At 45.6% G+C, this 14,762-nt stretch carries 12 protein-coding genes and 2 tRNA genes; 3 read left to right on the top strand and 11 right to left on the bottom strand.

The genetic code is table 11. The annotated features are described in order from the left end of the window. Positions 1 to 109: 109 nt before the first annotated feature. The gene (locus QUA16_RS08815) at positions 110 to 349 is read left to right on the top strand and encodes a DUF2283 domain-containing protein (protein WP_333102890.1); all 240 of its coding nucleotides are present in this window, start codon (positions 110 to 112) and stop codon (positions 347 to 349) included. A gap of 69 nt (positions 350 to 418) precedes the next feature. Next, positions 419 to 1,045: a type II toxin-antitoxin system antitoxin SocA domain-containing protein gene (locus QUA16_RS08810; protein ID WP_333102889.1), complete on the top strand. Its 627-nt coding sequence runs from the start codon at positions 419 to 421 to the stop codon at positions 1,043 to 1,045. A gap of 97 nt (positions 1,046 to 1,142) precedes the next feature. Here QUA16_RS08810 and QUA16_RS08805 read toward each other — a convergent pair whose 3' ends face one another. The 11 genes from QUA16_RS08805 to murA form a co-directional block, all read right to left on the bottom strand. Further along, entirely contained in the window at positions 1,143 to 1,484 is a 342-nt protein-coding gene (locus QUA16_RS08805; RefSeq protein WP_333102887.1) for a hypothetical protein, read from the bottom strand. A gap of 95 nt (positions 1,485 to 1,579) precedes the next feature. Then, complete coding sequence (locus QUA16_RS08800; protein WP_333102885.1) at positions 1,580 to 2,056, bottom strand: DMT family transporter; 477 nt, start codon at positions 2,054 to 2,056, stop codon at positions 1,580 to 1,582. Between the two features lie 33 nt (positions 2,057 to 2,089). Next, positions 2,090 to 2,671, bottom strand: a complete 582-nt coding sequence (locus tag QUA16_RS08795; RefSeq protein ID WP_333102884.1) for a DMT family transporter — start codon at positions 2,669 to 2,671, stop codon at positions 2,090 to 2,092. Then, positions 2,671 to 2,964: a hypothetical protein gene (locus QUA16_RS08790; RefSeq protein WP_333102882.1), complete on the bottom strand. Its 294-nt coding sequence runs from the start codon at positions 2,962 to 2,964 to the stop codon at positions 2,671 to 2,673. Before QUA16_RS08790 ends, QUA16_RS08795 begins: the two co-directional genes overlap by 1 nt. A gap of 24 nt (positions 2,965 to 2,988) precedes the next feature. Continuing rightward, positions 2,989 to 6,354 (bottom strand): hypothetical protein, encoded by a 3,366-nt coding sequence (locus tag QUA16_RS08785; RefSeq protein ID WP_333102881.1) that lies wholly within the window; start codon positions 6,352 to 6,354, stop codon positions 2,989 to 2,991. Positions 6,355 to 6,559: 205 nt separating this feature from the next. After that, a tRNA-Leu gene (locus tag QUA16_RS08780) sits at positions 6,560 to 6,641 on the bottom strand. 17 nt (positions 6,642 to 6,658) lie between these two features. Beyond that, the gene (locus tag QUA16_RS08775) at positions 6,659 to 6,841 is read right to left on the bottom strand and encodes a hypothetical protein (protein WP_333102880.1); all 183 of its coding nucleotides are present in this window, start codon (positions 6,839 to 6,841) and stop codon (positions 6,659 to 6,661) included. Between the two features lie 443 nt (positions 6,842 to 7,284). Beyond that, positions 7,285 to 7,446 (bottom strand): hypothetical protein, encoded by a 162-nt coding sequence (locus tag QUA16_RS08770; protein ID WP_333102879.1) that lies wholly within the window; start codon positions 7,444 to 7,446, stop codon positions 7,285 to 7,287. 206 nt (positions 7,447 to 7,652) lie between these two features. Next, positions 7,653 to 7,734: transfer RNA gene (locus QUA16_RS08765), tRNA-Leu, on the bottom strand. After that, positions 7,713 to 8,582: a M48 family metallopeptidase gene (locus QUA16_RS08760; RefSeq protein WP_333102878.1), complete on the bottom strand. Its 870-nt coding sequence runs from the start codon at positions 8,580 to 8,582 to the stop codon at positions 7,713 to 7,715. The genes QUA16_RS08765 and QUA16_RS08760 overlap by 22 nt, the downstream gene beginning before the upstream one ends. 162 nt (positions 8,583 to 8,744) lie before the next feature. Then, entirely contained in the window at positions 8,745 to 10,163 is a 1,419-nt protein-coding gene (gene murA / locus QUA16_RS08755; protein ID WP_333102877.1) for a UDP-N-acetylglucosamine 1-carboxyvinyltransferase, read from the bottom strand. A gap of 365 nt (positions 10,164 to 10,528) precedes the next feature. Here murA and smc point away from each other — a divergent pair, with 365 nt between their 5' ends. Continuing rightward, positions 10,529 to 14,533: a chromosome segregation protein SMC gene (gene smc / locus QUA16_RS08750; protein ID WP_333102876.1), complete on the top strand. Its 4,005-nt coding sequence runs from the start codon at positions 10,529 to 10,531 to the stop codon at positions 14,531 to 14,533. Positions 14,534 to 14,762: the final 229 nt, after the last annotated feature.

Raw genomic sequence — 14,762 nt, 5'->3', positions numbered from 1 at the left:
CCCGCCCGTCCTTTTTGGACGGGCGGGACGCCCATCCCACTTTCAAGAGTGGAAGTTATTTAATTCTCATTCCTTACTTAACAAAAAATGTTACCCAAGGAGAGATAATATGGCAGAAAAACTAACTTTTAAATACGATGCTATTGGAGATATTTTGTACGTCAATAAATGTTCGCCTTATGCAGAGCAAGAATCGCAAGAACTAGAATATGGAATTGTGGCTCGTCTCAATCCTGACACGGAGGAAATTGAAAATCTGGAAGTTATGTTTTTGTCAAAGCGGTTGCGAGAGAGTAATGTATTTGAATTACCGATTGTGGGTGAGTGGCACTTGAGTTATAATGCTTAGAAAAGACTGCCTTACGTCATTATTCCCCACTGTTTGCTAGAATTATTTAAGTCAGCTCTAAGGACGGCTATGACTCAAGCTATCTCAACAAAAAATGAATATCAAATAACTGTGAGTTCTCCAGTTTGGCAAAGAGTTGAGCAAATTGCCGCAGAATTTAACTTGTCAGTTTCTGAACTATTGGAACAGATAGTCGAAGGTCAACTCAAAGTTGTGGCGGTTCCAGGTAATTCAGTAAAAGTGAGTGAGCAAGATATTGCCCATGCTTTTATTTGGTTAGCCGCCCAAACTAATGTAGCAATCAACGCCTACAAGCTACAAAAACTTATGTATTATGCTCAAGCTTGGTATTTAGGAGTTTACGGCAAGCCACTATTTGATGCAGATTTTCAAGCAGGGATTCACGGGCCGGTTATTCCTGATTTATTAGAAAAGTATCAACGACAATTTAGTTGGGAACCAATTACAGAGAAAATCGAACAACCGAAACTTCCCCAAAAAATCGGGGAATTTATCGAAGAAGTTGCTGATGCTTATTTTGAGTATGATGATGCAACTTTGGAACGAATGATTTGCAGTGAAAAACCTTGGCAGGAAGCGAGAGGAGATTTGCCGAGAGACGAATCTTGTGAGGGGATTATTTCTCACGAATCGATGAAGAAATATTATGGTGGCCGTTTCTTCTCTAAAGAATAAGCTCCGAGGCATTTAAATTGCACGACCGAATACAATTAAACTTTTGTGGGGTGGGCATCCTGCCCGCCCTAAAGATATAAGTTAAATGCACAACAGCTTATAAGGACGATTCCCTACGGGATAGCTGCGCTTCACGCACTTTGTGACAAGTTGGTAGGTGAGGGCGCTCTTTTTCAGATTCAAGTATTCGGTTAGCTGCTGCCTTCGGGATGGACTGGATAATCCCGTCAAAATCCTTACGGATTTCTGCCAATTGTTTTACCCAAGTATTATAAGCATAAATCACTTCTTCTTCCTTGTGGCGAGAGGCTGCAATTTGCTTCTCAATCTCTCCGTAGAGTTTTGTTTCCACTTGTCGGAGTTGTGATATCAAATCCGGTAGCATCGGAATTAATATTACCCATTGCTTTCGAGACGGCGCCGTGCCTATTAGTGTCAACAGTTAACACTCAACCATTCAGTTTTTCGACCCGCCCGTCAACAGTCAACAGTCAACAATCATTCCGGTGGCACCGGAATTGATATCAAATCTAATCACTTCAAACCCAATAATAAGGCGATGCCGCCGATCGCACCAACTACCCCTAAAACAGCCCGAATGCTCACTTTTTCGCCCGCCAGCACGGCTAAAGGCAGGATAAATAGGGGACTGGTAGAACTGAGTGTTTGAGCGATTGCTGCGGGTGCATATTTCAGCGAAGTCTGTTGCAGAAAAATTCCGAGATAGGTTCCTAAAAAAGCTGCTAGAATTATTGCACCTAATAGTTTTGGCGCTTTTAATTGTTTGAAACTGTCAAGGTTTGTTGGCTTAAAAAAGCACAGCATAACTGCCATGCCACCGCTCAAACGCAATGCCGCCGTCCACAGGGGATCAATATCTATTTGAGTGAAGGCGGCGCGGGATAAAATTGCTCCAGCGCCGTGGGATGTTTGTCCTAACTGACATCTTGCAGCAATCTCAATAAGAGGATTTTTCGTGGGGTCGGGCGGGTTTATAGAACCTATTTGCAAGCTTTAAGGCTGTTGGCGAACCCGCCCCTACGGCTAATTGAGAATGGTGCAACATCTCAGTCCTAATAAACTAATACCTAATCCCTGCCAAAGAGGTTTTGATGGTAAGGTTGTTTCGGCTGTTCGTTCGGCAATTACCCAAGCTACGCCGCAGATAGTTAAAAGAATGCCAGTACAAGCAATGGGCGATAACTTTTCTTGCAAAAAGATTAAGCCGAATAAAGCTGTTAAAGGGGGAGATAGGGTTTCTAAAAGCAGCGTTCGCCTCGCGCCTAAATATTTTAATACGATAAAGAAAGCGGTGTCTCCGATGCCAATTCCTAGCCCGCCGCTGATGAGCAGCATTGCTAAAATATTAGGGTTGATTGCGGGTAAGGGTTTACCTAAAATTAGTGTAGTAGCAAAGATCATGAAAAGGGCGATCGCACCTTTGAGCAAATTTAGCACGACTGCAGGGAGTTGCTGTCCCACTCGCTGCCAGATGGTGGAAGCTAGAGCCCAGACAAATGCAGCGCCTAAAGCGGCGATTTCACCCATAAAATCTGTTAACGGTTGACTGTTGACTGTTGACTGTTGACTGTTGACTGTTGACTGTTGACTGTTGACTGTTGTCATTAGTTACCAATTCGCAATTCGCAATTCCCGATGCCCGATGCCCGATGCCCGATGCCCGATGCCCGATGCCCGATGCCCGATTCCCGATTCCCGATGCCCGATTCCCGATGCCCGATTCCCGATGCCCGATTCCCAATATAAATTAGGGTTCCAGACTTATCATCTGGAACCCTAGATTTATTAAGCTTTTTTAGCAGTGGGGGGTGAACATAAATCAATACCATCATGTCCGAATAGAGGAACGAAGCAATTCGCTTGCGGTTTGGGATAGCTTCGTTCCTTTCTTCGGACACCCAAGATATATGTCTACCTACTGATTAACCTTGTGGTAATCCCGGAGATTGCGTAGGTTGAAATTGTGACCGCATATCTGTTCTTACCCAAGAACTAAAACGATCGGGACGAACACATTCAGCATTCTCTAATTCGTCTTTGAGTCTCTTGGCGAAAGATTCAAAGATATCCCCTAAAGCCTGACGATCTGTTAAGCAACCTTGGAGAGCAATAAGTTGTTCCAGCGTCCAGTTATACAGTTGAGTGTCCCCTTGTTCAATGCGTAAATAGAACTGATTCTCAAACTGTGCAAGATTAGAGTAGAAGTTCTCAACTTCTGACTTGATCAAGTTCATATCCAGGTAGAATTGTTGCTGTTTCAATTCTGCAAAAATCGTATTTTTGATGTTCTGCGTGAAGTTTTGGTTCAGCTCATTATTGACGATAGCAGAGACATCATTACGGAAGTTGAGAATCTTGTTATCCAAGCTAGTATTAATGCGATTGTCAAGATCATTGACAATATTAGTAGTCACTAACTGCACGTTGTGATTGCTAGATTGATTAACAACCGTATTGATGCGTTGATCCATGTTAGCTTCAATCTGCTGAATGACCAGATTTTTAATGTTTTGGCTTTGGTCAGCAATTTTGAGATTAACTACCGCATTAATCCGCTGATCTATGTCGTGTTGAATTTGCTGAACAATTTGAGTGTTAATATCTTGAGAGAGATTAGACACTTTGAGGTTCACGACATTATCGATGCGTTGATCGATGTAAGTTTGCATTTGCTGAATCACCAGATTCTTCACATTCTGGGTTTGATCGGAAATTTTGATGCTCACCACATTCTCAACACGCTGATCGATAGTATGTTGGAGTTGCTGAATTACCTGATTAGTGATCTCTTGAGATTGATTGGCGATTTGGACATTAACGGAGTTACTAATGCGCTCATCAATATCAGCCGACATTTGATTAATTACCTGGGTATTAATCTCTGTAGACTGATTGGCAATTTTGATGTTAACTACATTCTCAATCCGTTGCTCAAGTTCAGTTTGCATTTGCTGAACTACGAGGTTCTTAACTTCTTGAGTCTGATTAGACACTTTGAGATTAACGACGGCCTCAACACGCTCATTGAGTTCGGTTTGCATTTGTTGCAGCACTAAGTTTTTAATCTCTTGGGTTTGTTCAGAGATTCTTAAATTCACCTGCTCACTAACAATGCGAGGAATTCGGGAAATAAATAAGTCGTTGAGATTTTTGTTGAAGTACCCCGACCAATTATGGAAATTCTGATTAAAACTAACTTCCATTTGTTGGGTAAGAGTCTTAAGCATAAACTCCAGCCGTGCTACCTTCATCCCTAAGTCTTTAGCTTGAGTTTGATAGCCTTTAAGCAGCCATTTTTCCAAATTGTCCCAATAAGCTTCTTTTTTCTCGTTCGGGTCATCTGTTACTGTGATGGAACTATTGATTTGGGCTGCCATTTGCTGCCACATTTGTTCCATCTGAGCTTGGTCAAAAGTGAACCCAAATCCACTGCCAACATTGATATTTTCAGGAACCGGGCTAGTTGTACCACCAGAGGTAATGGTACCACCAGAGGTAATGGTACCACCAGAGCTACTTGTTCCACCAGAGCTACTTGTTCCACCAGAGCTACTTGTTCCACCAGAGCTACTTGTTCCACCAGAGCTACTTGTTCCACCAGAGCTACTTGTGCTACCATCACCCACTACACTAACAGTGCTTCCGCTGCTGCTGCCCGTACCAGGTTTTACTGATGACTGTGCATATTCTTGGGCTACTTCTAGATCAGTGATGTTGTTGATTTCTAAAACAACTTGCCCTTCGTTATCTTCTATGTATGTATCAAAAAAGAAGCCGGAGAGGGTGGTTTTTTGTTTGACTTCAAAAATAACGTCATCTTTGAAGCCATTTAAAGAACACCAACTTTCGCTAAGTTCAATTCCTGTCAACTTGGAGATAAATTTTCCCCCTTGAATCAACAGTAACGCCCAAGGTTCTAATTGGAAATTTTTGGCTTCTGCTCCATAAGTGGCATTGCTTTCCCGAATCTTGACGCGATAGTTCCCTGGGGCTAACTCGATAGAATTAGCATTGGCTTTTTTAAGAGTGGAGAGATAATTGCCATCCAGCGAATAGCAGTTTTCCTTGCTATCAACGGTTAAAGTTTGGGGGTTAAACTGTTGATTGCCAGTGATTGAAACAGTGACTTGTCCTTGATTATCACCACTATAGGTATCAAAGAATAAAGCACAGACTACAGCTTTTTCTTTGATGTCTAACTGCAATTTGTCGTTATAGCCGTTTAAAGTTGCCCAAGTTGCACCTGTCTCAACACCTGTCTTTGTGTTGATAAAGGTACTGTCATCAAGTCCATAAATCCAGAGAAAAACAAAAGGCTCAGCGACGGTATTGTCGGCACTATAACTGTAGCTACCACTTGTAATTTGGATGTCAAAAGTTCCTTTGTCTAATGTCAGAGACTTAGCAACATTTTGTTGCAAGCTATTCATCTGAGCGGTATTGATAACGTAACAGTTTTCTTTGGTATCAATCGTTAACAGTTTCATAGTTTCGTCACCCGTTGTAGTAGTTGTTGCACCTTGTGCCGTTTCAGTCTTACCTTTTGAAGTGATGGTTGCGATCACTTCTGCTGGTTGATAAACCGCAATTCCTGCCCAACGACCGCTAGGCTTGGTTTGAGCCACTAATGTGCCTTTACCTGTCTGGGTATTAATGCGGATTAATTGACCGTCTTTTCCCAAATTAAAAAATCTGCCGGTAACGCCATAAAGGACATTGCCAACAAATTCCATACTGCCAATACCAGGAAATCCGGTATCACCAATAGTTTTAACTTCGCTAGTATCGAGATTGCATCTAGCAAGTAATTTCTTCTTTTGGTAGCCAATTAATGTGATATATGCTATGCCATTGCTATCAAAGGCAACTTCACCACAGTTGTAGTCTTTATTAGCTACGGTAGCTACTGGTGTACCTTTTCCTGTTTTGAGATCGAGGGCAATCAGTTGTTTAGCTGTGGTGGCATAAAGGGTTTGACGTTGGGCATTATAAGCCAAGCCGGCTGTAGCAAAGCCCGTATCCCCAATGACAGCCGTATCGCCCGTTTTGATGTCAATTTTTACGAGCTGCGTTGTGCCGCCTTCTTGCTCAATGCCATAGAGTTGTGAATCAACAAAGGCAATATCATACACTTCTGTAATGATCTCACCGATGAATGTTGCTTTACCTGTGGCTAAATCAAGAGTATACAGTTTACTTAACTGATTTGAGACACAATCCTGGATATACACTGTCCCTGGAACCATAGCTAAATCCAAAGAAGATATATTGCTTGCCTGATTACTCATGTTTTTATGTTTTTATTACATAAAAAAGCAGATGAAAGTAACAGTGCGGTTGGTCATCAGTTATTTCAACTGATTTTGGGAAAATACTCGGCTAGCAACGACAGCCACCAGCGAGTGCGAGATAAAGTGATGATAGATGCAGTTGGAGCTGCTTGGCTATTTAGCACAGAGCGCTTTATTAAGACATCCCTAGCTTTCCTCGCAGTGGGCGGGGAGAGAATCGAACTCTCATACCTTTCGGTGTCAGATTTTGAGTCTGATGCGTCTACCAATTTCGCCACCCGCCCTTTGTGTTGGTTTCACCCTAATAACACACCGATCGATTTCCTGCAAGCAAAGATTCATAGTCTTTTGAACTTGCCCAGCGATCGATCTCTCTGGCCAGCAATACTGGTACAGGATGGGACAATTGAGCCGTCTGAGCTTGTTTGAGCATTTCTCCCAGTTGAGTGGTGCTGAGGTCGTCGTAGGCTCGCGCCTGCGCCAAAAACGCATCTACATTGAGTTTTTGGTAGTCACTTAATGTGATATATGCTATTAGACTTGTTTTGCCAAACAGTTAAGAAATCATAATTGAGGTTGCTGATGACGGTATTTCCCTTAGTGCTGATAAACTCACCATCTGCTAGAATTGGGCGCAAGCTTAACAGCTCCGGGAATGACTATTAGTCTATCTAAAGGGGTAGATAATTTTTTTTTTTCGTTATAAAGCGTAACATCTATCTGTATCCGCTCAATAATCCGGAGTAAAGCGCTCAACGATGCACCTCAAATGACGCAAAATCGTTCCTGAGTGGGTAGCCCGCCCCGAATTATTGAGCGGATACATCTTTCTCATCTTTCAGTGGTGCGAAGTCAGCAGCAACGAGCATTTTATCGAGCTCGTACTCGATCAATGCCATAGAGTTTTGAATCAACAAAGGCAATATCCTAAAATTCTGTAATGCTCTCACCGATCAAGGTTGCTTTACCTGTGGCTAAATCAAGAGTATACAGTTTACTTAACTGATTCCAGACACAATCTTGGAGATAAACTGTGCCTGGAACCATAGCTAAATCCACAGAAGGTATATTGCTTGCCTCCTTACTCATCTTTTTATGTTTTTATTACATAAAAAAGCAGACGAAAGTAATAGTGCGGTTGGTCCTGAGTTATTTCAACAGAAGTTCGGAAAATACTCGACTAGCAACAACAGCCACCCGCAAGGGCGAGATCAAGTGATGAATATCTGCACTTGGAGCTACTGGGCTACCTAGCACAGAGTTATTTATTAAGACATCACTAGCTTTTCTAGTAGTGGGCGGGGAGAGAATCGAACTCTCATACCTTTCGGTGTCAGATTTTGAGTCTGATGCGTCTACCAATTTCGCCACCCGCCCTTTTTCGTTTCACCATCATAACACACCGATCGATTTCTTGCAAGCAAAGATTCATAATCTTTTGAACTTGCCCAGCGATCGATCTCTCTGGCGCGCAATACTGGTACAGGATGGGACAACTGAGCCGTTTGAGCTTGTTTGAGCATTTCTCCCAGTTGAGTGCTGCTGAGGTCGTCGTAGGCTCGCGCCTGCGCCAAAAACGCATCTACATTCAGTTTCGGAGCTAAAGTCGGCGAACCTCCGGCCAGTTTCATCAACAGCGATGCTACCACTCTTGGGTCTTGGGTGGCGAGCAAGGCGGCGCGATCGCACGTAAATTCCGCACACCGCAACCATTCCAACATTTGCGCCTGCAAACCCTGCGCGATCACGGTTCCCACAGGCGAAATTTGGCCGGCGGCCAACACAATTAAATTAGCCAGAGTCAGGTAAACTCCGTGCTCGCACTTCAAATGCCCCAACTCGTGAGCGATTACTGCCTTAACTTCCTCGTCTGTGAGCAAATCAATCAGAGAAGTGTGCATCACCACAAAAGGCTGTTTTCCCCGCATCGCAAAGGTGTAAGCATTTGGCATCGGATGCTGGCGGACATAAAGCTGCGGCGGTTCCAAATCAAGAGTTTTGCAGGCATCCAACAACAATTGATGCAGGTGGGGCAATTGATTTTCGCCGACTTGGACGCTGGAAGCCAGATTTTCCAGCATGAAAAACTGTTCGCCAAGTTGTCCCAGCAACTGCCGCACGATCAAATCCAGACCGGGCAGTTGTTTGAGAGTGCTGGTGGCTTCCAAGTCTAGCGGGTGGCGAAACTGGTCTGCTTTTAAACCGATGAGGGGTATGTTCGACATTTTAGTCAGTTGTCAGTTGTTAGTTGTTAGTTGTCAGTGGTTATTTGTTATTTGTTATTTGTTATTTGTTAGTTTTCATAACCAATAACCGATAACCCTTCGACTACGCTCAGGGCACCGCAAATAACCGACAACTCATAACAAATAACCACTAACTACTAACTAACAGTTTAAACCCGATCGCACGGGATTGACAGGAGCCTCAGCAGTCGCCGGGTCTGTACCCTCTTTGACCCGTCGCAACTTAGCTCCCAATTTTTGCAGTTTCACCTCTAACTGCTCGTAGCCGCGGTCTAAGTGCTGCAAGCTGCTGATGGTGGTGACACCATCGGCTGCAAGTCCCGCTAACACTAACGCCGCCGAAGCCCGCAAATCTGTTGCCACTACCGGCGCACCCGACAGCCGCGACACTCCGCGCACAATCGCTACATTGCCTTTCAGGCGAATGTCGGCGCCCATGCGGTTGAGCTCTGCTACGTGGCGCAAGCGATTCTCAAACACGGTTTCTTTGATCAAGCTGTCGCCTTCGCTCAGGGTCAGCAAAGCCATAAACTGAGCTTGCATATCTGTGGGGAAACCGGGATAGGGCAGAGTTTCGATGTCTGTGGCCGAGTGAGTTTGGCCGGGAACTATCCGCAAAATGTCGGGGGATTCTGCAATAATTTTCGCCCCAATTGTCTGCAATTTGGCAATGACTGCGGTCAGGTGCTCAGGAATTACCGGCGACAAACTGATTTCCGAGTGAGTGATGGCTCCTGCTACTAAAAATGTTCCGGCTTCAATGCGATCGGGAATAATTGAATAGTCTACCGCGTGCAGCTTGGGAACTCCCGAAATGACGATCGTATTCGTGCCAGCGCCTTGAATTTTTGCTCCCATAGCGCGGCAGAAATTCGCCAAATCTGCGACTTCCGGCTCTTGAGCCGCATTTTCAATCACGGTTTCTCCTTCAGCCAGAGTCGCCGCCATCATCAAAGTTTCAGTTGCGCCGACGCTGGGGTAGTCCAAATAAATTTTGGCTCCTTTCAGGCGGCGGTTTGGCCCTTTGACGTAAGCGTGAACCGTGCCGTGGTCTATGTGGACTTCGGCGCCGAGGGCTTGCAGACCGCGAACGTGGAGTTCAACGGGTCGGGCACCGATGGCACACCCACCGGGCAAGGGCACTTTGGCAAATCCCAAACGCGCTAGCAGTGGGCCGATGATGAAGAAGCTCGCCCGCAGTTGGCTGACTAATTCGTAGGGGGCTTGAGCGTCTATGAGGTTGCTGGCGTTGATGTCTAAAACGTCCCCGTTCTGCTGTAATTTGACTCCTACAGCCGAGAGAATTTGCCCCATGCGGGCGACATCGACTAGACCGGGAACGTTGCGGAGACGGCAATCCTCTGGGCATAGCAGGGCTCCTGCCATGACGACTAAGGCCGAGTTTTTGGCGCCGCTGATTTTGATATGTCCTTTAAGGGGCTGGCGACCCCAAATTTGCAATACTTGTTGGTCGCTTTCAGGTGAAGCTGACAGGTTAGATGAGTTCTGAGCTGGTGTAATGGGTTTGCCCTCCATAATTCGCTTCGTTACTTTATACATTATTAATTTTGGTTCGATTTTACCGGAAAGTTTTTATATGTCTAGGGGTAACATTAGGAATTCCGGGAATTAGATTTGCGGAAATTCAATCGGGGCAAGGCTTTCAGCTTTAATCGCACAAATAATGTCGATCGAGTCTCATTAAATTATTTGTATCAAAATTTACGTTCATTTGTAGCGGTCGCTCGGATCGCAGATGTTATAGCTTTGTCAACGATCTTTTGAAGTAAAAGCCGGCTGGGTTGTTGACGAAGGTGTAAGATATCGGTTCGATCGACAATGCTAGAAAGTTAACACATTGTCGATCGCCCCATTGCCTGTGCTAACCTGTGACAACAACCTAGAGCCAAAGCTACTCCTAGCATATGGTTCACATTAAGCGGATCGAACTGACTAACTTTAAATCTTTTGGCGGCACGACGGCCATTCCCGTGCTGCCCGGTTTTACTGTGGTTTCCGGGCCCAACGGTTCTGGGAAGTCCAACATCCTCGACGCTTTGCTGTTTTGTCTCGGACTTTCGAGTTCTAAGGGAATGCGGGCTGAACGTTTGCCGGATTTGGTGAACAGCGCCCAAAACAAACGCGGTACGATCGAAGCTAGCGTGACTGCGACTTTTGCCCTGGAAGATGTGGGAGAGGAATGGTTCGCGCGGGATGAAGATGAGGATGAAAATGCAGCCGATGAGTTATCTGTTGAAGCAGAGGAAGTCGAAGGGATAGAAACTGCCGAAACTCAAGACAACAACGGACAATCATCTGCCAATCGAAAATCGAAAATCGAAAATCGAAAATCGGAAGAGTTATCTGTTGAAGCAGAGGAAGTCGAAGCGATAGAAACTGCCGAAACTCAAGACAACAACGGCCAATCATCTCCTGTCCATCAAGAATCGCCTCTATCTGTTGAAGCAGCCGAAGGGATAGAAATTACCGAAACTGAAGAAAACAACGGCCAATCATCTCCTGTCAATCGAAAATCGAAAATCCAAAATCCAAAATCGGATGAGTTATCTGTTGAAGACGTAGAAGAGATTGAAATCGCAGCAACTCAAGACAACAACGGACAACTACTCGCTACTAATAAAAAATCCAAAATCCAAAATCCAAAACCGGATGAGTGGAGTGTGACCCGCAAACTTCGGGTAACTCGCCAAGGTACTTACACTTCAACTTATTACATTAACGGTCAACCTTGCACGCTGACTCAACTTCACGAACAACTCAACCGCTTGCGAATTTATCCCGAAGGCTATAACGTCGTGCTGCAAGGAGACGTTACCAGCATTATTTCGATGAATTCTAAGGAACGCAGAGAAATCATTGACGAATTGGCTGGGGTGGCTCAGTTCGATCGCAAAATCTCTTTAGCTAGGCAGAAGTTGGATGAAGTTAAGGAGGTGGAAGAACGCAGTCGAATTGTAGAAAAAGAGCTGATGTCTCAGCGCGATAGACTTGCTTCCGATCGCACAAAAGCGGAAAAATATCAAAAGCTGCGGGCGGAATTTCAAGAAAAGTCGCAATGGGAAATTGTGCTGAAATTCCGTCAATTACAGCAGCAAGAATGGAAACTGCGAGAACAAATCGAAACGGGCGATCGCACTTCTGCATCTCTCACCGAACAACTACAAACAATTAGCACCCAAATTCAAGAAGCAACCGCCGAACTTGACGCGCTGAATGCCCGCGTTAAAGCTTTGGGAGAGTCAGAATTGTTGGCTTTGCAAGCGACGATTGCGACTCAGGAAGCGGAACGGCGGCAACTGCAAAACCGCAAACAGGATTTGGAAATAACTGCTGGGCAAATGGCGGCTAACATAGCACAAACCGAGGAAGAAGTTCGCCAATTTCGGCAAAGTTTGGAGCAAATTGAGATTGAAATATCTTATGTTAAATCTCAGCAGGGGAGTTTGCAGGAACAGCGGGACGCAGCCCAGCAAAGTTTAGATGAAAGTCGGGAAGTTGCAAATGCGATCGCCTCGACGGCCGAAGCTTGGGTACAGCAGCAAACGGAACTGCACCGCCAAATCGAAACAATTCAACAAACTTTGGAACCGCAGCGTACAGAACAAGCTACTATCGGAGAAAGAGCCGATCGCCTGCAAAGTCAAATTCAAGAACAAAACCAATCGCTGCAAGTATTGGAACAGGAAATTGCCGCGAAAAAAGAGCAGCAATCTCGCCTTGTGGAAACCAAAGGCGTTGCATCTTTGCAAGTAGAATCGCTAAATCAGATTTTAGTCGAAGCCGAACAAGAATTGCAACTGCAACAGGAAACTCAAACTCGTTTGTTGGAAGAACAGCGGGAAAGACAGCGCAAATTAGATAAACTCGAAGTGCAGTTTCAAGCACTGCAAGAAGCGACGGGAACGTTTACGGCAAAAATTGTCGCGCAAAGCGGAATTGGCGGAGTTTGCGGCTTGGTGGCTCAACTGGGCAGGGTGGAACCACGCTATCAGTTAGCGCTGGAAATTGCGGCGGGCGGGCGCATGGGGAATATGGTGGTGGAAGATGACAGCGTGGCTGCTGCTGCGATCGAATTGTTGAAACAAAAACGGGCGGGAAGGATGACGTTTTTGCCTTTGAATAAGATTAGGGGCGGCAGGTATTCGGTGAATGAAAATTTGCGGCGCGCGGCTGGGTTTGTGGATGCGGCTGTTAATTTGATTGATTGCGATTCGCGGTATCAGGAGATTTTTGCTTACGTTTTTGGCAGTACGGTTGTGTTTAGTAACCTCAGTGATGCCCGCCGCTATTTGGGACAGTACCGGATTGTCACTTTGGACGGGGAAATTTTGGAAACTAGCGGGGCGATGACTGGGGGAAGTTCTACTAATAGATCTACTTTGCATTTTGGCACGGTTGAGGCGAGTGAGGCTGCTAGTGAAGCCAGGACGATCGCGTCTTTGCAAGAAAGGTTGGAGGAAATTGAGCGGATTTTGGAACGGTGCAAAATTGCGATCGATCGCGCTTCTGTTGCAGTCAAAACTCGCAGCCAAGAATTGATGGAAGCGAAACAAAATTTGCGCGAACATCAGTTGCGGTTGGAACAGTTGGATTCGGAAATTAAGAATTTGCAAGGGCAACAGGAACAAGTGCGATCGCAAATTGCGAAAAACACACAGGAATTAACTAATTCGCGATCGAGATTGCAGTTGCTGGAACGAGAATTGCCGGCACAGGAAACTCAATTGCAGCAGTACCGGCAAACTTTGGCGCAGTTGGAAGAGTCGAACAGTCACAGCGAATGGCAGCAAATGCAATCGGGTTTGCGCGCTCTAGAAGCGCAGCTCCAAGAGCGAGAATTGGCTCTGAGAAACGTCCAGCAGCGCCTTGTAGACTTGGAAAATCAATTCGGGCGCTTGGAAGAGAAAATTAAGGAAGGCAGCGAGAAATTGCAGGAATGGCAAGTGCAGCAAAACGCGGGGGCGGATGCGCTCGATCGCATTGTTTCGCAGCAGTTAGAACTCGATGGGCAAATTGCGGAAGCTAAGGCGGCTTTGGGGGAAATTGAGGAAAAATTGGGCGTGCAGAAGGGAGAGCGCGATCGGGCGGAATCTCAACTGCGAGAACAGCATTTAGCCAAACAGCAGTTACAATGGCAGTTGCAAAAACTCCACGAAACCCAACAAGAACGCCGGGAACAATTGGCCGCCATCCGCACTCTATTGGAAACGCAGCGGGCGGAAATGCCCGACCCCGTGCCGTCGATTCCTGAAAATGTCGAGAAAGCCAATTTGACGGAATTGCAGCAGGAAGTAAAGGCGATCGCCAAACGCATTCAAGCTTTAGAACCCGTCAATATGCTAGCCTTGGAAGAGTACAACCGCACTCAAGAACGCCTTCAAGAATTGAGTCAAAAATTGACGACATTGGAAGGAGAACGCACTGAACTGCTGTTGAGAATCGAAAATTTTACCACACTCAGGCGGCGCGCTTTTAAGGAAGCTTTCGACGCGGTTAACGAGAACTTCCAGACTATCTTTGCGGAACTTTCCGAAGGCGATGGCTATCTCCAGCTAGATGACCAGGAAGACCCCTTCAGCAGCGGCTTGAATTTGGTGGCTCACCCGAAGGGCAAACCCGTACAGCGGCTGGCTTCCATGTCTGGAGGCGAAAAGTCGTTGACGGCGCTGAGTTTTATTTTTGCCCTGCAACGCTACCGCCCGTCTACGTTTTACGCTTTTGATGAAGTGGATATGTTTCTGGATGGGGCAAATGTGGAGCGATTAGCTAGAATGATAAAACGACAGTCGGAACAAGCCCAGTTTATTGTTGTGAGTTTGCGGCGACCTATGATTCAATCGGCTGAGCGTACAATTGGTGTTACTCAAGCACGGGGAGCTTATACTCAAGTCATAGGACTGAAGTTGTAGTCCCGGAGTGTCTGTTGATGACCCTACCCAAAAACGGGTACAAGCCGCCGACAACAGTCGTGGATAGATCAAAATTTTAGACCCTAGTTCCAGCTCCCACATTCCTCTGTGGAGTAAATCTAAAATCTAAAATCTAAAATCTAAAATCGACTGACTGAAGTTGTAGTCCCGGAGTGTCTGTTGATGACCCTACCCAAAAACGGGTACAAGCCGCCGACAACAGTCGTGG

Source organism: Microcoleus sp. S13_C3 (genome assembly GCF_036700905.1).
In the GTDB taxonomy this organism is placed as follows: domain Bacteria; phylum Cyanobacteriota; class Cyanobacteriia; order Cyanobacteriales; family Microcoleaceae; genus Microcoleus.
The sequence above is the reverse complement of the archived record's forward strand: the minus strand, read 5'-3'. Positions and strand labels throughout refer to the sequence as shown.